17 protein-coding genes are annotated in these 19,007 nt (G+C 34.5%); 12 read left to right on the top strand and 5 right to left on the bottom strand.

Going from position 1 to position 19,007, the window contains the following annotated elements; genetic code table 11:
- Positions 1 to 164: 164 nt before the first annotated feature.
- The 3 genes from ACUSJC_RS05855 (at position 165) to ACUSJC_RS05845 (ending at position 5,929) form a co-directional block, all read left to right on the top strand.
- Positions 165 to 890 carry a GLPGLI family protein gene (locus ACUSJC_RS05855; protein ID WP_449268622.1) on the top strand — a complete coding sequence of 242 codons (726 nt, stop codon included), beginning with the start codon at positions 165 to 167 and terminating at the stop codon, positions 888 to 890.
- A gap of 10 nt (positions 891 to 900) precedes the next feature.
- Positions 901 to 3,564, top strand: a complete 2,664-nt coding sequence (locus tag ACUSJC_RS05850) for a TonB-dependent receptor (protein WP_449268621.1) — start codon at positions 901 to 903, stop codon at positions 3,562 to 3,564.
- Positions 3,565 to 3,649: 85 nt separating this feature from the next.
- Positions 3,650 to 5,929: a helix-turn-helix domain-containing protein gene (locus tag ACUSJC_RS05845; protein ID WP_449268620.1), complete on the top strand. Its 2,280-nt coding sequence runs from the start codon at positions 3,650 to 3,652 to the stop codon at positions 5,927 to 5,929.
- On the opposite strand, the gene ACUSJC_RS05840 is transcribed toward ACUSJC_RS05845, so the two are convergent.
- Together ACUSJC_RS05840 and ACUSJC_RS05835 are read right to left on the bottom strand one after the other, a co-directional pair.
- Complete coding sequence (locus ACUSJC_RS05840) at positions 5,921 to 6,304, bottom strand: DoxX family protein (protein ID WP_449268624.1); 384 nt, start codon at positions 6,302 to 6,304, stop codon at positions 5,921 to 5,923. The two genes, ACUSJC_RS05845 and ACUSJC_RS05840, sit on opposite strands and share 9 nt — an antisense overlap.
- 6 nt (positions 6,305 to 6,310) lie before the next feature.
- On the bottom strand, positions 6,311 to 7,459 hold the full coding sequence (locus tag ACUSJC_RS05835; protein WP_449268619.1) for a DNA polymerase III subunit: 1,149 nt from the start codon (positions 7,457 to 7,459) through the stop codon (positions 6,311 to 6,313).
- 155 nt (positions 7,460 to 7,614) lie between these two features.
- Between ACUSJC_RS05835 and ACUSJC_RS05830 the strand changes: the two genes are divergently transcribed.
- From ACUSJC_RS05830 to ACUSJC_RS05800, 7 genes are all read left to right on the top strand, one after another.
- Complete coding sequence (locus ACUSJC_RS05830) at positions 7,615 to 8,802, top strand: phosphoglycerate kinase (protein ID WP_449268618.1); 1,188 nt, start codon at positions 7,615 to 7,617, stop codon at positions 8,800 to 8,802.
- Positions 8,803 to 8,850: 48 nt separating this feature from the next.
- Entirely contained in the window at positions 8,851 to 10,353 is a 1,503-nt protein-coding gene (locus ACUSJC_RS05825) for a LysM peptidoglycan-binding domain-containing protein (protein ID WP_449268617.1), read from the top strand.
- A gap of 35 nt (positions 10,354 to 10,388) precedes the next feature.
- Positions 10,389 to 11,369 carry a DUF4837 family protein gene (locus ACUSJC_RS05820; protein WP_449268616.1) on the top strand — a complete coding sequence of 327 codons (981 nt, stop codon included), beginning with the start codon at positions 10,389 to 10,391 and terminating at the stop codon, positions 11,367 to 11,369.
- Between the two features lie 85 nt (positions 11,370 to 11,454).
- Positions 11,455 to 11,901, top strand: coding sequence for a GNAT family N-acetyltransferase (locus ACUSJC_RS05815; RefSeq protein WP_449268615.1), 447 nt, complete (start codon positions 11,455 to 11,457; stop codon positions 11,899 to 11,901).
- Between the two features lie 91 nt (positions 11,902 to 11,992).
- A complete protein-coding gene (locus tag ACUSJC_RS05810; protein ID WP_449268614.1) occupies positions 11,993 to 12,613 on the top strand; it encodes an NAD(P)H-dependent oxidoreductase in 621 nt (206 codons plus the stop codon).
- Positions 12,610 to 13,395: a type 1 glutamine amidotransferase domain-containing protein gene (locus ACUSJC_RS05805; protein WP_449268613.1), complete on the top strand. Its 786-nt coding sequence runs from the start codon at positions 12,610 to 12,612 to the stop codon at positions 13,393 to 13,395. Before ACUSJC_RS05810 ends, ACUSJC_RS05805 begins: the two co-directional genes overlap by 4 nt.
- 52 nt (positions 13,396 to 13,447) lie before the next feature.
- A complete protein-coding gene (locus ACUSJC_RS05800; RefSeq protein ID WP_449268612.1) occupies positions 13,448 to 14,023 on the top strand; it encodes a Crp/Fnr family transcriptional regulator in 576 nt (191 codons plus the stop codon).
- On the opposite strand, the gene ACUSJC_RS05795 is transcribed toward ACUSJC_RS05800, so the two are convergent.
- Genes ACUSJC_RS05795 through rnpA form a run of 3 tightly spaced genes read right to left on the bottom strand, consistent with a single transcriptional unit; the run spans position 14,020 to position 16,917 of the window.
- Positions 14,020 to 14,841, bottom strand: coding sequence for an OmpA family protein (locus tag ACUSJC_RS05795; RefSeq protein ID WP_449268611.1), 822 nt, complete (start codon positions 14,839 to 14,841; stop codon positions 14,020 to 14,022). The two genes, ACUSJC_RS05800 and ACUSJC_RS05795, sit on opposite strands and share 4 nt — an antisense overlap.
- Positions 14,842 to 14,845: 4 nt before the next feature.
- Positions 14,846 to 16,483, bottom strand: coding sequence for a S41 family peptidase (locus tag ACUSJC_RS05790; protein ID WP_449268610.1), 1,638 nt, complete (start codon positions 16,481 to 16,483; stop codon positions 14,846 to 14,848).
- Positions 16,484 to 16,542: 59 nt separating this feature from the next.
- Complete coding sequence (gene rnpA, locus ACUSJC_RS05785) at positions 16,543 to 16,917, bottom strand: ribonuclease P protein component (RefSeq protein ID WP_449268609.1); 375 nt, start codon at positions 16,915 to 16,917, stop codon at positions 16,543 to 16,545.
- 148 nt (positions 16,918 to 17,065) lie between these two features.
- Between rnpA and ACUSJC_RS05780 the strand changes: the two genes are divergently transcribed.
- Both ACUSJC_RS05780 and ACUSJC_RS05775 read left to right on the top strand, forming a co-directional pair.
- Positions 17,066 to 17,833 carry a LuxR C-terminal-related transcriptional regulator gene (locus ACUSJC_RS05780; RefSeq protein ID WP_449268608.1) on the top strand — a complete coding sequence of 256 codons (768 nt, stop codon included), beginning with the start codon at positions 17,066 to 17,068 and terminating at the stop codon, positions 17,831 to 17,833.
- A 76-nt stretch (positions 17,834 to 17,909) separates the two neighbouring features.
- Positions 17,910 to 18,968, top strand: a complete 1,059-nt coding sequence (locus tag ACUSJC_RS05775; RefSeq protein ID WP_449268607.1) for a T9SS type A sorting domain-containing protein — start codon at positions 17,910 to 17,912, stop codon at positions 18,966 to 18,968.
- The last annotated feature ends 39 nt before the right edge of the window (positions 18,969 to 19,007 follow it).

Genomic DNA, 19,007 nt, shown 5'->3' with positions numbered 1-19,007 from the left:
TTGGACGATGGAAATGATCCTAGATTAATTACTTGGAGACACAATATGAATGTTTGTTACACAAGTAACGGTTGTGATGAACCATTTCCAGGATATTAATCTAAAATAGAATTTGAAGGACGTTACATGTCAAGGTAACGTCCTTGTTTTTAAATCGAAAAACAATGAAAAACGTCCTTTTTTTACTTTTATTTTTTAATTATTCCATTGCACAAATTCAATCAGGAGCAGTATATTATAGTAGTTATATAAATGAAGCTCGTGCAACCAAAGAAATAGAAATAGAAAATAAAGCACTTTATGAACAATATTATCATACAGATATTATTGCCAAAACCTTGGAGTTTAAAATGATATTTAATAATAAAATGTCAAAATTCTATGCATTGAAATATATGCCATCAGATGAGTTTAAACCAATTTATGTAGAAATTGTGAAAAGTTATTTTAAATATGATGATCAATATTATACAGATTTAGAAAAAGATTCTGTTTATGAGTTCGCTATGTATTATAATGGGTTAAGGGAATTGAGAAACAAGACTGCTGATTATGAATGGGAACTACACAATGAAACTAAAGAAATAAGTGGTTATACGTGTTATAAAGCCACAACAATTCATAAATTCTATTGGAATGGAAAAGACCGAGAATTTCCCGTTACCGCTTGGTACTGTCCACAATTACCCTATAGGTTTGGTCCTTTGCGATATGGCGGTTTATTACCAGGATTAATCTTAGAATTAAGTGAGTCTTTTAAAACTTGGTTTGCAACAAAAATTGAGTTGTCTTCAAAAAATACTAATATTACTATTCCTCAAAATATTGAAGAATATAATTCACAGGAAATGGAAAAAGAATTAAAAGAATTGAAAGACTCAAGAAACTAAAAGAACATAAATGTCAAAATATCTTTTTCTATTTTTCTTTCTCCCATTCCTCTCCTTCTCCCAAACTTTAACCGGTGTGGTGCAAGACAGTTTAGGCAAACCTTTGCAAAATGCTAATGTTATTGCTAAACCCTTGGTTGAAAAAGCCGGTTTAAAATTCTCCATCGCCGATCATTTAGGGCGATACAAATTAGAATTGGAGAAAAACACGCCTTACGAGGTTAAAGTTTCCTATCTGGGTTTTCAGGAAGAAGTCTTAAACCTTCCGGCTAATTTTACTATTCGCGAACATATTTTTAAACTAAAAGAAACCGGACAAGAGTTAAAAGAAATCGTGATTAACTATGATTACCAACCTGTTGTAGCTAAAAAAGACACGCTTATTTACGACGTTAAAGCTTTTGCCAATGGCAACGAGCGCAAAATGAAAGAAGTGCTCGAAAAAATGCCCGGCGTAGAAGTAGCCAAAGACGGTTCGGTTACCGTGCAAGGTAAAAAAGTAACCAAAATGCTCGTAGAAGGCAAATCGTTTTTTGGTGGCGGTACTAAATTAGCAGTAGAAAACATTCCCGCCGATGCGTTAGACAAAGTAGAAGTTATCGATAATTTCAACGAAGTTGAGTTTTTAAAGCAAGTTTCCGACAGCGAAGACTTAGCCATGAATGTGAAACTCAAAGAAGATAAAAAGAAATTTATCTTTGGCGATGTAGAAGCCGCTGCCGAAGTAGCCAATGACAACGGATTTTATCTCGGGCACACAGGTTTGTTTTATTATGCACCAAAAACCAATGTCAGTTTTATTGGCGACCTCAACAATATTGGAAAACGAACCTTTTCGTTTGAAGACATGATGCGCTTTCAAGGCGGAGCAAGCAGTTTTATTTCCGGTAGAAAACAGTTGACCAATTTGTACAACTTCGCTTCCGATAATACGGATGTGGTGGAAAATAAATCACAATTTGCAGCGCTTAATTTTCGTCAGGAAATCAACCCGAAATTAGATGTGGAAGGCTTTGGTATCTTTTCAAAACTCTTTACCGCTTCTTTAAGTGAAGCTCAAAACGAATATTTGCAGAACAGTGCGTTTACTTTTGAAGACAAAACGAGTACTACGCAAAATAAAGCGATTTTAGGAATCGGAAACGTAAAATTAAACTTCTCTCCCAACAATCGCGAAAAGTGGTTTTATAACGCCCAATTTCAAGCGAGCAGCAATGATATTGCCAGTCAAATCCTGTCGGTTCGTGACGGAGCGCAAAATACATTTCAAAATTTTCAAAATGCTGATAACGCTCAGTTAAAGCAGTATGTGGAATGGCACAAACAATACAAAAATAAAAATCATACCACGACTTTTGTAGTCAACCAAAGTTACGATCACAACAAACCACAAAATCTTTGGTTTACCGACACTGATTTTTTAGCTGGATTAATTCCGTTAGTAGACGATACCGAATATCAAATTCAGCAAATCAAAAGGGTGAAAAGCAATAGCGTAGATGCTTTATTTAAACATTATTGGATTCTAAACAGTTTCAATCATTTGTATACCAATGTGGGAAACAACCTCGGAACCTCAGCCATAACCATTTCCGAAAAGCAATTGCTAACGGATGGTTCTGTCAATGATTTTGCATCCAACGGATTTGGTAACGATTTAAAGTATACATTGAACGATTTTTACATAGGATTGGAATACAAATTCAAAATAGGAAAATGGATCAATAAACCGGCGCTGTATGCACACTTTTATCATTTGAAGACCAAACAAATGGCAGCCGATTACGTGTTGAATAAAAACTATTTTGAACCGCAATGGACTAGCGAATACGAATTCAATCAATCGGAAAATGTAAAATTAAATTACAAATTAAGTAACGATTTCCCCGATGCCACACAATTGCTAGAACGTTATACCTTACAAAGTTACAATTCGGTTTTTAGAGGAAACGCCTTGTTGAAAAACGAACGCTTTCATTCGGCTACGTTGCGATACACTAAAACCAGTATGTATCGCGGTTTAATGTTGTTTGCCAATGCCAGTTTCAATAAAAAAGTGAGAACCATTAGAAATGCAATTGAGCTTGACGGAATCAATCAGTTTACAACACCGGTCATTACTGATAATCCGGAAACCAATTGGCGTGTCAATGCTAATATTTCCAAAAAAATCTATCGTTTCCGCTTGCAACTGAATACGAATTTAAGTTGGTTCAATTACGTGCAAACCCTAAACGGAACCACAACATCAAACGACAGAAACAATCAGTCATTAGGATTAAAATTGCGAACAGCTACCAAAAAATGGCCGTCAGTAAGTGTGGGTTATGCCAAAGATTTTAGTCAATTTTCAGGTTTAACCCAATCTGATTTTACAAACGATAGAATCACTTTTGATTTGGATATTGATTTTCTGAAAAATTTCAATTTTAAAACCGATTACGAAGTAACATTTAACCGAAACAGCAACAATCAAAACAACAATTACCGAATTGCCAATGCTTTTTTGAGTTACCAAAAGAAAAATAACCCATTCCGATTTGAGCTTTCTGCGCAAAACTTCCTCAACAACGGTACAAAAATTAACAACAGTTTTTCCGATTATTTGATCTCCAATACCACAACTTACATTTTACCCCGAATTGTAATGTTGGGCATCAGTTATAAATTGTAACAGTTGAATTTAGAAGAATAGTATTTTGATTACAAATTAATAAATAGTATTTTAGTTTATATATTTGTCATTCAAAATACAAGCCATGGAATTTTTATCAGCCGAAGCCAAGTACACTTTACAGTTTATCAATCAAACCAATACCTCTCTTTTCTTAACCGGAAAAGCCGGCACCGGAAAAACCACTTTACTCAAAGAGATCATTGCTACCACGCATAAAAATACGGTTGTTGTTGCACCCACCGGAATCGCTGCGCTTAATGCAGGCGGAGTAACTGTTCATTCGTTGTTTCAGCTGCCGTTTGCTGCTTTTTTGCCCAATCACGAAGAAAATTCCAATTTCTCGGGAAGCATAAAATTTGAAAGTCGCGCTACACTAACGCGTCATTTTAAGATGAATGCCACCAAACGGTCTGTTATCCGAAATATGGAATTGCTGATCGTTGATGAGGTTTCTATGCTTCGCGCCGATGTTTTAGACGCTATGGATTTTATGCTGCGAAGAGTTCGCCAAAACAAACAAGCTTTTGGTGGCGTTCAGGTATTGTTTATTGGCGATTTGTTGCAGTTGCCTCCGGTAGTGAAAAACGAAGAATGGCAAGTGTTGTGCAAATATTACCAAGGCATGTTTTTCTTCCATTCGCATGTCATTCAGCAGCATCCGTTGTTGTATATTGAGTTGGAAAAGATTTTCCGTCAAACCGATAGCGAATTTATTGAAGTACTGAATAATCTTCGTCAGAATAAAATTACGTCGAGCGATTTACAAGTGCTCAATCAATTTGTGCAACCTGATTTTGATCTCAAAAAGAACAAAGGCTATATCACGCTGACCACACACAATGCAAAAGCGGATGCTATAAACCAACAGTCATTGAAAGACTTAAAAGGAAAATCGTATTCCTATTTTCCGGAACTTGTGGGCGAATTTCCCGAAAAAATTTTTCCTTTGGAGGGAAGATTAGAATTGAAAGTGGGCGCCCAAATCATGTTTGTAAAAAACGATTTGAATTTTGAAAAGCAATATTTCAACGGAAAAATGGGCGTTATTCATTCGTTATCCGAAAACGAAATTTTGGTTCACTTTCCCGAAGAAAACAAAACCATTGAAGTAGAAAAATACGAATGGCAAAATATTCGTTATAAAATCAATGAAAATACCAAGGAAGTGGAAGAAGAAGTCATCGGAACATTTGTCCACTACCCTATCAAATTGGCCTGGGCCATAACCGTGCACAAGAGTCAAGGTCTAACGTTTGACAAAGCCGCGCTCGATGTATCGCAAGTTTTTGCGCCTGGACAAGCCTATGTGGCACTTTCGCGTTTGCGTTCGTTAAAAGGGCTTATTTTGCTTGCTCCTATCCGAATGAATGGGCTTTCTAGCGACGAACAAGTCTTGGGTTATGCCGAAAATAAATCTTCCGAGCAGGTTTTAGCAGCTTCGTTACAACAGGAAACTAAAAAGTTTTTGATGCAATCTATGCTCAAGTATTTCAATTTCAAATCAGTAATACAAGAATGGCGCAATTTGGTGTTCAGTTTTAAAGCGGAAGCACCAAGATCGCCAAAATCCAAACACGATCAGTGGGCGAAAATGGCATTCGAGAAAATGGCGGCTTTGGAAGATCCTTCTCAAAAATTTCAGTCGCAGTTGTATAAACTTTTTACCGCAGAACATCCTGATTTGGCTTTTATTCAAGAGCGTTGCCATGCGGCGTATGATTATTTTTTTAAGATTTTGGACGGAATTACAGAAGATCTTTTGTTGAAAATTGAAGAAATAAAGCGAACCAAAAAAGTAAAAGCATTTTACGAAGAGCTAACCGATTTGGAAGAACTTCAGATTACAGCCGTTTTAAATTTGAAAAAGGCGAAAAAACTAATCGAAATTGTGGCGGAAGGCAAAGAAATCAAAAAAGAAAATTGGGTAACAACCGATGCTTCTATCTATAAAATCAACAAGTTAGTTACTGTTGCCGATCGATTTAGAAAAGAATTTGCTTCGTTATTGGATGAAGATTTAGACGATGACGCCACGTATTACGAAAAACCGAAAAAGAAAAAATCAAAAGCACCAAAGAAATCAACTATTGAAGAAACCTTTGAACTTTGGCAACAAAATTTTTCGATTTCAGACATAGCTGAACAACGTAAATTGACCAACCAAACCATTTTGAATCACTTTTCAAAATTGATACAAATGGAAAAAGTACAACTTTCCGATATTTTACCGGAAGATAAAATTTCCGAATTGCAAAAGGCTTTTAAAACCTATCAAAGCGAAAGTTTAAGTGAACTCAAAGAAGCGTATGGTGACCAATTTACGTGGGATGAATTGCGTTTGTATAAAGCGTCGTTAGCCTAACCAATACACGACTAAAACGGCCGGAATGAAATAGATAACGATGGTTCGTGCACCGTCGTAATCTTTAGCAACGCGTTGTCCGAAAAGCAAAAACAAAAGCGTAATACACGATAAAACCGCGCCATAATAGCCTACAGTCGTTTTTGGTGTGTTGAATAATTCGATAACGCCCGAAACGCTCATAACGCCCGAACAAATTTCAAGAATTAAAATAACGAATAGCGCTAATGGAACTTGATTAGCTAAAAAAGTACCGTTAAAATGGCTTTTCAACCATTCTACATTGCCTTTCCAGTCTTTTATTTTATCATAACCCGACTGTAAAAAGGTTACGGCTAGTAAAATCAAAATTAAAATAGGTGCTGCTTGAGGAATCATAGTTTATTGTTTTTTATGAATAAGTCGTGTTAGTTTAATAGATAAATCGGTTAGAATGATTTTGCTGTTTCCGTTGCGTTCAATGTGGTAAATAGCATCTTCCAGTTCTTTAAAAATGGGTAAAATATTGCCGCCATCCACAAAAGGTGCAAATTTTTGAAGTTCAAATTTTTCTGTTTTTGTTTCTAGGTAAACCAAGGGTTGTACGCCGTAATTTTGCAAAAGAGCCTGTCTGAAAAAATCGATACAATAGTACAAAAATTGCTTTTGAACCTCTCGCCCAAGTCCGGCTATGGTTTCGCTCCACGTAATCAAATCTAAAATAGCGGCTGCATTTCCTTTGGCACGAAAAGCACTTCGAACCCAATCGATAAACCATTTTTCAAAAGGAAATTCGTCAGCATCACGATGAAATAAATGCAAGGCTTTATTATAATTTCCGTTGGATTGATGCGCAATTTTGTAGGCCAAATTTTCTTCGCAACCTTTGTGTTTCATCAACGATTGAGCAATCGAATTTTCGTCAACCGCTAAAAAATCAATGACTTGACAACGCGATTGTATGGTTTGAAGAATCTCATCCTGATTTTCGGTAATGAGTAAAAAGATGGTTTTGGCAGGCGGTTCTTCAATGAGTTTCAGTAATTTGTTGGAAGCCGCAGTATTCATTTTATCAGCCATCCAAATAATCATCACTTTGTATCCGCCTTCATAAGCTTTAAGTGCTAAGGCTTTGTTGATTTCTGTGGCTTCGTCTACTCCTATTTGCCCTTGTTTGTTTTGTACACCAATTGACGTTAACCAATCGAACAGATTTCCATAAGGATTTTCCATCACAAAAGAACGCCATTGTGTTAAGTAACTGGCACTGGTTGCATTTTTCTTCACTTCTTCGCTTGTGGTCACCGGATACACAAAATGCAAATCGGGATGCGAAAGATGATTGAATTTTAAATTACAAGCTTCATTCCCATTGTTGTTTTCCCCTTTGTTTTGGCACAAAATATATTGCGCATAAGCAATAGCCATGGGTAAAGTTCCGCTGCCTTCGGGACCCACAAAAAGTTGTGCATGCGGAATTCTTCCTAAGTTAGCAGTTCTAATCAGGTGGTTTTTAATATGTTCTTGTCCTAAAACGTCTTGAAATAACATATCACAAACCTAATCAAAAAATGCTAAACCATAAATTTTAATTTTTGAAAATACGAAAACGATTCCGTTAAAAAATATGCTAAATATGATATATGTTTTAAATTTGTAGTTGGCAATACTTTATATTTGCAAGTATTCCAAAAATAATATAAAAAATGAAAACACTTAACGACTTTAATTTCAATAACAAAAAAGCAATTATTAGAGTAGACTTTAATGTTCCTTTAGATGAAAATTTCAATGTAACTGATGCTACTCGTATTGAGGCGGCTAAACCTACCATTGATAAAATATTGAGCGATGGCGGAAGTGTAATTTTGATGAGTCATTTAGGTAGACCAAAAGGAGTTGAAGAAAAATATTCATTAAAACATATTGTAGCTAAAACAGAAGAAGTTTTAGGAAAAAAAGTAACTTTTGTTGACGACTGTATCGGCGATAAAGTAGAAGCTGTTGTTGCTGATGCAAAAGCAGGAGATATTATTTTGCTGGAAAACCTTCGTTTTTATGCTGAAGAAGAAAAAGGAGATGTGGCTTTTGCTGAAAAATTGGCCAAATTAGGTGACATTTATGTGAATGATGCCTTTGGTACAGCACACCGTGCGCACGCTTCTACAACAATTATTGCTCAATTCTTTAGCGATAAAAAATGTTTTGGTCTGCTTTTAGCTAAAGAAATTGAAAGTATCAACAAAGTATTAAACGATTCAGTAAAACCGGTAACGGCAATTCTAGGAGGAAGTAAAGTTTCGTCAAAAATTACGATTATCGAGAATATCTTAGATAAAGTAAACCACATGATTATTGGTGGTGGTATGACTTTTACTTTTGTGAAAGCTTTAGGCGGAAAAATCGGTGATTCTATTTGTGAAGATGATAAATTAGAATTGGCTATTGAAATTTTGAAAAAAGCGAAAGAAAAAGGCGTTCAAATTCATTTGCCGATTGATGTTGTAGCTGCTGATGCTTTTGCAAATGACGCTAATACACAAGAAGTGGATGTAAATCATATTCCTGACGGATGGCAAGGTTTAGATGCAGGGCCAAAATCATTAGAGATTTTCAGACGCATTATTTTAGATTCAAAAACGATCCTTTGGAATGGTCCATTAGGTGTTTTTGAAATGGAATCTTTTGCTAAAGGAACTATCAAAATGGGTGATTTCATTGCCGAATCTACTGCTAACGGAGCGTTTTCGCTTGTAGGAGGTGGTGACAGTGTGGCTGCCGTAAAACAATTTGGTTTTGAAGATAAAGTAAGCTATGTTTCAACAGGTGGAGGTGCTATGTTGGAAATGTTAGAGGGAAGAACTTTACCGGGAATTGCGGCTATTTTAGATTAAGTAAAAAATGCGTATGTTTGTTTTGCCCCAAACTAAACACTACAAATAATGAAAAAAATAAGATTATCAGCTTTAGCAGTAGTAGTTTCATTAACAGCTTTTTCACAAGAAACAGAGTTAACGGAACCTACATTGGAGTTACCGAAGTTGTCGTATTTAGATTCGCTTAAGGTTACTTTTGTGAATCACAATACCAGCACGTGTATTGATGAACGTTGGATGGCTGAATTGTCAAACGAAGAGATTTTTGAAGAAATGTTAACCGATGTAGAAACAACAGATATTGATTCTATCGTAACTTTTGATTTACCGATTGATGTTTTAAAAGATCGTTTGGCAAAACTAGATGCAAAATCGCCTTTCAATGTGGAATATACACCGGCATTAGAAAATGTGATCAAAGCATTTTTGAAGAACAGAAAAGCTTCGTTTGAGCGTTTGATGGCCATTTCGGAATATTATTTTCCAATGTTCGAAGAACACTTAGCGAAGTACAATGTTCCGCTGGAAATTAAATATTTAGCCATTGTAGAATCAGCGTTAAACCCTAAAGCGAGATCGCGTGTAGGAGCAACCGGTTTGTGGCAGTTCATGTACCCAACAGGAAAACAGTATAACTTAGAAGTGAATTCGTATGTTGACGAGCGCTACGATCCGTTAAAAGCTACGGAAGCAGCTTGTCAATATTTATCTAATTTATATGGAATTTTTGGTGACTGGAGTTTGGTTTTAGCTTCGTATAATGCCGGACCTGGAAATGTTTCCAAAGCCATTCGCCGTTCGGGAGGAAGTCAAAACTATTGGAACATTCGTAGAAATTTACCCAAAGAAACGGCTAATTACGTTCCGGCTTTCTTAGCAACAATGTACATTTACGAATATCAGAAAGAACACGGCATTAAAGCAAATAAAGCACCAATGACGTATTTTGAAACCGATACGATTGCTGTTAAACGAGAATTGTCTTTTCAACAAATTTCTGATATTTTAGATGTTCCGGTTGAACAAATTGAATTCTTGAATCCTATTTATAAAATCAATGTCATCCCGTATACGACTGAAAAAGCACATTTTTTACGTTTGCCTAAAAACAAAATGGGTGTTTTTGTTTCTAACGAAGAAAAAATTTATGCTTACGTAGATTATTTGGATTCTCAAAAAGAAAAGATTTCAGTTACCAATACTGCTTTAGCAAGTTCAAATTCGGGAGGAAGTTTAATTTATCACAAAATTCGTTCAGGAGAAAGTATCGGATTAATCGCGGATAAATATGGAACTTCGATTACTAATATCAAAAAATGGAATCATCTGCGTAGTAATGTTATCCAAGCCGGAAAAACTTTAAAAATTTATTCTAATGGTAATGGTTCCGGATCGTCTTCAGTATCTGTAAACAGAGGGAATGGCGAATATTATACAGTACAAAGAGGAGACTCATTATACTCCATTGCAAAAAAATTTCCGGGTGTTTCTGCCGAGAATTTAAAAAAGTGGAACGATATTAGCAGTAATAATATTCAACCGGGAATGAAACTGAAAATAAACGGTTAATTTCGGGACTCTATTATAACTGTAAACCTTATAAAATGAAGAAGTTTTTTATTATCGCTGTAAGTGCCCTATTCTTTTTATCGTGTGAAGACAAAAAACAAGATGATAAAGCCTTGTTGCCGGAATCAAACGGAAAAATAAACAATGTTTCAGTTGTTATTGATGAAAACCTTTGGAATGGTGAAATAGGCGATTCTATTCGTAAGAAATTTGCAGCTCCGGTAGATGCACTTCCACAAGAAGAACCGTTGTTTAACCTAAATCAATATCCGGTTAAAATTTTTGAAGGTATTATTCGTAAAAGTCGCAATATTGTGATCATTAATAAAGGAAACAGAACAGGTTTCGTAGAAAAAGATAATGAGTTTGCTAAGCCGCAGAAAGTTTTCTATTTAGTGGGTAAAACCAATGAAGAACTTTTACAGTTAATTGAAGAAAAAACTCCGGAAATAATCAAGAGCATTAAAGCGTCTGAAATTACTGAAAACCAACGAAGATTGAATAAATCCTTGATTAGCGATAAAGAGGTAGAAAAGCGTTTTGGTGTTAAAATGAACATTGGTTTCGGATACAAATACGATATGGTGAAAGATAAATTCCTTTGGATTAGAAAAGAATTTTCATCAGGATATAACAGTATTTTAGTGTATGAAGTTCCGTTGAATGTTATTGACAAAGACACCAATACTATCGGGAATATAATAGCAATGCGCGATTCTATTGGAAAAGAGTTCATCCACGGAACATTAGACAACACTTGGATGATTACCGAAGAAGCCTATGCTCCTTACCTTTTTAATACGACTATTAAAGGCAGAAAAACGTACGAAACCAAAGGAACTTGGGAACTGAAAAATGATTTCATGGCGGGACCGTTTATCAATTATGCCATTCGCGATGAAAAGAATAACCGTTATTTAGTATTGGAAGGATTCACTTATAATCCGTCGAAAGCCAAACGCGATTTAGTGTTTGAACTAGAAGCGATTATCAAATCAGTAAAATTTCTGAAATAATAAAAACCAACATTATAATTGTCATTTCGAGCGAAGGGAGAAATCTTATGATCGGAGTGACATTTTTTTATTAGATATTTTTTGAATGAATTTAGAATTTAAAATAAAGCGATTTGACGAACTTTCTACGGTTGAGTTGTATGAATTATTGCAATTGCGATCGGAAGTGTTTGTAGTAGAGCAAAACTGCGTTTATCAAGACATTGATGGTAAAGACCAAAAGGCATTGCATGTTTTAGGCTATTATCAAGGCAATTTAGCGGCTTATTCTCGATTATTTGATAAAGGATATTACTTTGATGAAGCTTCTATAGGAAGAGTTGTGGTGAGTCCGAAATATCGCGATAAAAAATTCGGACACGATTTGATGAAAACATCAATTCAGGCGATTTCCGATTTTTACGGAGAAGATATCATAACCATTTCAGCACAAGAATATTTGCAGAAGTTTTATGAATCCCACGGTTTTTTGATAATAAGCGAAATGTATCTGGAAGACGATATTCCGCATATACGAATGAGAAAAGGCTGATTTATCAGTCTTTTTTATTTTGTAAAATTGTGATTTAGGTCACAGGTATTATTGGTTCACAAATCGGAACTTTGCCTCAAAATAAAAGAGTATGAAGAAAATTTTTGTAATCAATGGAGGTCAGCACTTTGCACATTCGGGAGGAAAGTTTAATAAGACCATTACAGAAGCAGATAGCACTTTTTTTACAGTAGAAAAAGGTTTTGAATTGCAGCTAACCGACATTAATAATCCCTACAATTTAGAAGAAGAAATCGAAAAATTTGTTTGGGCCGATGTAGTCATTTATCATACGCCGGTTTGGTGGTTCGGTTTGCCTTATAAATTTAAAGAATATTTAGATTTAGTTTTAACAGCAGGACATCGTAAAGGAATCTACTATAGTGATGGTAGAAAAAATGAGAATCCGGAGATTAATTACGGCACCGGAGGTTCACTTCAAGGTAGAAAATATTTATTGACGACCAGTTGGAACGCTCCCGAAACGGCTTTTACATTGCCCGATGAGTTTTTTAAGCAACGTTCGGTAGATGAAGGCGTAATGTTTGGTTTTCATAGGATGAATGCTTTTATTGGAATGGAAAAAATGGACAGTTTTCATTTCCATGATTTAGAAAAAAATGGTTCAGTAGAACGAATTGAAAATTATGTAAACAAATATCAGGAACATTTAGAAAACGTTTTAAGTAGTAATAAAATAGCAGTAGAATGATAAAGAATATTGGATTTAGCGCATTGTGTTTAGCGCTGGTATTTACAGGTTGTAAAGAAAAAGAAAACACAAATAAAGAAACTGTTGAAACTAAAGGAGAAAAAGTAATGAAAGAGAAGATATTATTTGTGGTAACCAGCCACGATGAAAAAGGAAATACCGGAGAAAAAACAGGTTATTATTTAGGAGAAGTTTCTCATCCATGGGAAGTGTTGAAAGAAGCAGGATATGAAATCGATTTTGTAAGTCCAAAAGGAGGAAATCCGCCGGTAGACGGTTTTGATCTGGAAGACGCAACAAACAAAAAGTTTTGGGAAGATACCTATTATCACAATAAAATTTCAAATAGTTTAAAGCCTTCAGCAGTTAATCCTTCAGAATACAAAGCAATTTTCTTTACAGGCGGACACGGCGCCATGTGGGATTTGCCCTTAAACGAAGAAATTGCAAAAATTACAGCTGAGGTTTATGAAAATAACGGAGTTGTCGCAGCGGTTTGTCATGGTCCGGCAGGTTTGGTAAACGTAAAATTGACTGATGGAAAATATCTGGTAGAAGGAAAAAAAATAAACGGATTTACCAATGAAGAAGAAAGTATCGTAAAATTAACCGAAGTTGTACCTTTCTTGTTAGAAGACAAATTGATTGAACGTGGCGGAGTTTTTGAAAAATCAGAACCATGGCAAGTACATGTAACAGTAGATCAAAGGTTAGTAACAGGTCAAAATCCGCAATCCGCTAAAGGAGTTGGTGAAGCCATCAAGAAGATTTTAGCAGAATAATTACGGAATTAAATAGTTATTGTGAGCATATTTCGTTTTGTATCTTTACAAAATGGAATATGCTTCTTTTTTACGTCAACACATAGAAGAAATAATACAACTTACAGATGAAGAATTTGTATTGATTCTTTCCTATTTTGTTCCCAGACAAGTTTCCAAAAAGGAATTTTTAATTGAAGGTGGTCAAAAAGTCACTTCTGAATTTCTAGTTGTTGAAGGCTTGTTGAAGGCGTTTACTTATGATGATGCAGGGAAAGAACATATCATTCAATTTGCAATGGAAAATTGGTGGGTTTCAGATTATCCGGCTTTTTCCGTTCAGGAAAAAGGAGAAATATGTGTTCAGGCGTTGGAGTCTTGTTTGGTTTTAGAATTATCATTAGAAAACAAAAAAAAGATGTGTGATGAGGTTCCGAAAATGTACCTATTTTATGCACAGAAAGCGTTTAGCGGCTATGTAGCTTTGCAGAAAAGAGTTTTATCATTATTAAAAAATTCGGCAAAGGAAAAATATGAGTTGCTTTTGGGACAATATCCACAACTATTTCAAAGAGTTTCTAAAACAATGATCGCTCATTATTTAGGCGTTTCAAGAGAAACGTTAAGCCGATTGGAAAAAGAAAATTAAATTTTAGTAATGACCAATTCTACTCTACGGTCTAAAAGCGGTCCTTTTCCTAACGATTGTGTGTTGCCATAACCTTTAAATGTCATTCGGGTTTTGGCTATTTTTTTTATTATTAAGTATTTATAAACCGCTTGAGCCCGATTGGTCGACAATTCTCTTTTTTTTGTTCCTCTGTCGATAGCTTCCTTGTGATAGCTGGGTGTGCAACAAACATGTCCCTGAATCTCAAAACGGACATTTTTGTGTTTTAAAAGCAGTTTAGCAATACGATCCAGTTCTTTTTTAGAAGCCGGAGTTAACACGCTGCTTCCTCTGTCAAATAATAATTTATCAAGATAAATACGGTCACCCACAATAGGGTCTTTTGGAAGTGTATTATAAATTCCCGGAATTTTAAGTTCTTCAACCGTTATAGGCTTGTAATTGACAACTACATCCACTCTCCTATTTTTAGATCGAATTTCCGGAATATTTTCTTGTAAATCATCATCAATTAAAACGCGACCTTTGCCTTCAATAGTGATGATAATTTTATTTTTTATTCCTTTTTCAATGAGTTTGTTTTTTACGGTATTAGCTCTATTATTCGATAATTTATAATTATATTCATCTTTTCCCCTATCATCGCAATAGCCAAAGATTTCAATAGTTTCCACTCTTGATGTATCTAATTTTTGAACAAATTTAACTACAGCTTCTGCTTGTTCTTCTTTTAAATTGAATTTGTCAAATTCAAAATAAATGGAGTGTACTTCTTCCTCCTGAGCCATCAGATTTGAAAAAATACAGAAAAACAATAAGCTGTAAATAAATTTCATACTATCATTTTTTTAGAATTTTATTGTATTCAGAAGTCGTGTTTAGAATCTCTTGCGCTTTTTTAATTTCAGCTGCATTTTGAGTGAAATAGTTATATAACCCTTCTTTATAAACATATCGAATAATAATTTCTTCCTGAAGCAAGCGTTTGATTTCACTTTTATACTTTTCTACTTCGGTTTCTTCGCTCTTTTTTAACGCTTGTTTCAGTTGTTCATATTGGGCTGTGATGCTAGCATCAATTTGTTCTTTTTTAGCTTTTTCCAGCACATTTTCCAAAGCTTTTTCGGTTTCTGTATCCAATTTGTATTTATCTTGCTTGATAAAGGTCTTAAAGGCAGAAAAATCAGCATCACTAACCGTTGGATATTGTGTTGCTGTCGGATTTTTATAGTACAATTGTGTTGCAAAATCAAAAATTGCATCGTTATTGGTTAATGCATCGGTAATAGAACTGGTTTTACTTTCAGTAATGACAATATCCGGTGAAATTCCGCCGCCGTCATAAACTATTCTTCCTGCTTTGGTTTTAAAAGCGTTAAATTCGTCTTTCGTTTTCTTAATAGCTTTACCGTTTTCATCTTTTCGGGAATAATCCAAAGCTTGAATGCAACGTCCGGAAGGTGTATAATAACGAGAAACGGTTACTTTAACCTGAGTTCCATAAGGTAAATTAAGTGGTCTTTGCACCAAACCTTTACCAAAACTACGACTTCCTATAACTACTGCTCTATCCAAATCTTGTAATGCACCGGAAACAATTTCAGATGCCGAAGCACTTTTTCCATTTACAATTATAGTCAGCGGAATATCTAAATCTAAAGGTTGGTTTTTTGTAGTATACGTGTTGTTGTGTTTAACATTTTTTGATTTGGTGGTTACAATAACTTCGCCTTGCGGAACAAATAAATTACAAATATTAACCGCTTCATGAAGCAATCCGCCCGGATTTCCTCTGAGATCCAAAATTAACTGAGTTGCACCTTGTTCTTTTAAGCTTATAATAGCAGCTTTTGTTTCTTTACTAGCTGTTTCAATAAATTTTGAAAGAATAATATACCCTGTTTTTTTATCAGAAAGCATAGCAAAATAAGGAACAGCTTTAATTTCTACCTCATCTAAGACTAAGGTCGTGTTTTTCTTCTGACCTTGTCTTAAAAATTGAAGTTCTATTTTGGTATTCTTAGATCCGCGCAGCAATTGAGAAGCATCGTCATTATAATCGGTTAACTTGATGTCCCCAATTTGAATGATTTCATCACCTGCTTTTAAACCTGCTTTGTCTGCCGGAAATCCTTTGAAAATTTCTTTCAGGAAAACACGCCCTTCTTTGCGTTGCACCATAGCACCAATGCCTGTATATTCGCCCGTATTGTTAATTTTAAACTTTAAAACATCTTGTTCACTAAAAAATACAGTATAAGGATCAAGTTCCTTTAACATGCTTTTTAGGGCAACATCCATCAACTCGCCGGGATTGGTTTCGTCAACATAGTTTTGGTTAACGGTTTTAAAGGTATTCGTGAAGATTTCGATTTGTTTTGCAATTTCAAAAAAATCGTTTTTAAAACTTACACCAATCCATAAAAAAGATGCTGCTAAAGCCGGAACTACGACTTTTTTGGGCAATTTAATTTTCATACAACACGGTTTAATACTACGAATGTAGTTATTATTCAACAAAAAATGAATCAAAAGCTTTAGGAATTGGCTTCGGCTTCTACTAATTTATTAAAGAGAATAACGGTTTTTTCTTGAATTTCCTGAAAAGATAAACGCTCTTTCGTTTGATAAAAGAACATCATAGCATATTTCTTTTCTAAATTTTCGTTCAAAATGTGTTTGTTTAAACGGTACGTTTCGCGAAGTAATCTTTTGAAACGATTGCGATCAACGGCCTTTTTGAAGTATTTTTTAGAAACAGAAACCCCCATTTGAAGCTGTTGTTCCGAAGTTGGGTTTTCAACATAAACTAAACGCAACGGATATTTAGCAACTGATTTACCTTCAGTAAACAACAAGCTAATGACAGTTTGACTTTTTAGTTTTTCGCTTTTTGGGTAGTTGAAATTCATGCTGCAAAGGTATAACTAATCAATATATTTTGTAGTTTTTATTTTCAAGTACTGACTTAGTTTTTCTTGAAAACCTTTAAAAAGTTGGATTAGAAGTAAAAAAAAGTTATTTTGCTGTATTAAAAGTATTTAATTTAAATTTTTAACCTTGAAGAATGAAGTTTTAAATATTTATAGTGAAGTTTTTGAATCTTTAGAAGAATATGATAATGCACTTCTACAAAAGCACATTGAAAAACATCTTGAAATAGATGATTTCTTGCCGGCACACAATTCTTATTTTATTGTAACCAATACTACAAGGCAAAATTATCCTTTTGTAGGCAAAGGATTTCATGCTAATTTGGGTTTAGATCCTGAAAAAATGAAAACAGAAGGAACTAAATATTGGCACCAATTTATACATCCCGATGATGCTATAATTTGGGTAAATATGATGCACGAAATGATGCGTTATACTTTACAAAAAGTTTCTTTAGACAATAGGAAGAACTTAACGTATGGGTGGAATTTTAGAATACGAACAATTTGGGGGAATTATAAAACCATTTATGCGCACACTTTACCGGTTGTATTAGACGAAGAAGGGAAACCCGTTGTGGGAGTTACTCAACATACTATAATTGGCGAAGGAAATACAACGCCTATTATTGGAACAATAAAAATTCTTAATGAAAAGAATCAGTACGAAACTTTATTAACTAGAAATTTTTCTAATCAATATTTTAATTCATTACTAACCAAAAAGGAATTAGAAATTTTTGAACATATTAAGAAAGGGTTTACCAGCAAAGAAATCGGAGAGTTACTTTTTATTAGTCGCCATACAGTAGATACACATAGAAGAAAAATTTTAAAGAAAACAAAGCAGAATTCTTTTAACGAACTAAAAGCATACACAATAGAGGAGCATTAAAAATACTCAGTCCTGAGTATTTTTTCATATTGAATCAAGGGGTATTTTTGGAAAATTAATCATAAATACTCGGACTATGAAAAAAATTACTCAATTATTTTTATTATTTCTTACTACAATTTCTTTTTCTCAAGCAGAAGATGTAATAGATCCATTAAATGGAACGCCAACAGGCTTTTTATTGGTAGGAAACGAATTGTATTACAGTCATGACAACAGTATCTCTAAAATAGATATTAGTGTTACTAATCCTTCACCTGTAAATATCATTAACGGATTAGATGAACCTACAGGACTTTTATTAAGCGGAAATGATTTATATTTTACTCAAGCAACCGAAAATAAGGTTTCTAAAATAGACATAACAAGCCCAACCCCTTCGGTTGTCGATGTAGTAACAGGTTTAAACGAACCTGCATTTTTAGCATTAAGTGGAAATGATTTGTATATTTCGGAATTAGGCGATGGTAAAATTTCTAAAGTTGATATTACCGCTAGTTTGCCAACCACCACAACAGATGTGGTTTCAGGTTTAAATACACCTTTGGGAATTGTATTAAATGGAAACGATTTATATATAGCTGAGGTTTTAGCAAATAAAGTGTCCAAGATTGATATTACCGATCCGTCTCCAATAGCTGTAGATGTGGCAACAGGTCTCAATAAACCACTTCAATTAGCCATAACAGGTAGCGATTTATATGTTACGGAACCTGATGGAAATAAAATTTCTAAAGTTGATATCACGGCTAGCTTACCAACAACTGCAACTGATGTGTTAACAGGTTTAGGAAGTCCTGAAGTATTGGTTGTTAATGCAACTGATTTGTATTTTTCTGCCGATTCTTCAGTAGGAGCAGGTTATAAAATTGCTAAACTTAATTTTGCAGCATTATCAACCGAAAGTTTTCAAGACAATTCATTACGTGTTTATCCCAATCCATTTGAAAATCAATTGTTTTTAAGTACACACAATGTTATAGATTATGAATTGTATGACTTAACAGGAAAACAATTAAAACAAGGAAAAATGATTATGAATTCTATCAACCTTGCAGAAATTCCTTCCGGAATATATATGCTGAAAATAAAAGGGGATGGTTTACAACAAAATTTTAAAGTGATTAAAAGATAGAATAAAGAATAATGGCTGTTTCTTTTCTGAGGCAGCCTT

It is taken from the genome of Flavobacterium sp. U410 (genome assembly GCF_053570605.1).
This window is presented reverse-complemented; position numbering and strand designations above follow the sequence as displayed.

What these genes read in the sequence shown, in the direction of transcription:
- ACUSJC_RS05855 (WP_449268622.1), top strand. Translation starts at nt 165, where the DNA reads ATGAAAAACGTCCTTTTTTTACTTTTATTTTTTAATTATTCCATTGCA.
- ACUSJC_RS05850 (WP_449268621.1), top strand. Translation starts at nt 901, where the DNA reads ATGTCAAAATATCTTTTTCTATTTTTCTTTCTCCCATTCCTCTCCTTC.
- ACUSJC_RS05845 (WP_449268620.1), top strand. Translation starts at nt 3,650, where the DNA reads ATGGAATTTTTATCAGCCGAAGCCAAGTACACTTTACAGTTTATCAAT.
- ACUSJC_RS05835 (WP_449268619.1), bottom strand. Translation starts at nt 7,459, where the DNA reads ATGTTATTTCAAGACGTTTTAGGACAAGAACATATTAAAAACCACCTG.
- ACUSJC_RS05830 (WP_449268618.1), top strand. Translation starts at nt 7,615, where the DNA reads ATGAAAACACTTAACGACTTTAATTTCAATAACAAAAAAGCAATTATT.
- ACUSJC_RS05825 (WP_449268617.1), top strand. Translation starts at nt 8,851, where the DNA reads ATGAAAAAAATAAGATTATCAGCTTTAGCAGTAGTAGTTTCATTAACA.
- ACUSJC_RS05820 (WP_449268616.1), top strand. Translation starts at nt 10,389, where the DNA reads ATGAAGAAGTTTTTTATTATCGCTGTAAGTGCCCTATTCTTTTTATCG.
- ACUSJC_RS05815 (WP_449268615.1), top strand. Translation starts at nt 11,455, where the DNA reads ATGAATTTAGAATTTAAAATAAAGCGATTTGACGAACTTTCTACGGTT.
- ACUSJC_RS05810 (WP_449268614.1), top strand. Translation starts at nt 11,993, where the DNA reads ATGAAGAAAATTTTTGTAATCAATGGAGGTCAGCACTTTGCACATTCG.
- ACUSJC_RS05805 (WP_449268613.1), top strand. Translation starts at nt 12,610, where the DNA reads ATGATAAAGAATATTGGATTTAGCGCATTGTGTTTAGCGCTGGTATTT.
- ACUSJC_RS05800 (WP_449268612.1), top strand. Translation starts at nt 13,448, where the DNA reads ATGGAATATGCTTCTTTTTTACGTCAACACATAGAAGAAATAATACAA.
- ACUSJC_RS05795 (WP_449268611.1), bottom strand. Translation starts at nt 14,841, where the DNA reads ATGAAATTTATTTACAGCTTATTGTTTTTCTGTATTTTTTCAAATCTG.
- ACUSJC_RS05790 (WP_449268610.1), bottom strand. Translation starts at nt 16,483, where the DNA reads ATGAAAATTAAATTGCCCAAAAAAGTCGTAGTTCCGGCTTTAGCAGCA.
- rnpA (WP_449268609.1), bottom strand. Translation starts at nt 16,917, where the DNA reads ATGAATTTCAACTACCCAAAAAGCGAAAAACTAAAAAGTCAAACTGTC.
- ACUSJC_RS05775 (WP_449268607.1), top strand. Translation starts at nt 17,910, where the DNA reads ATGAAAAAAATTACTCAATTATTTTTATTATTTCTTACTACAATTTCT.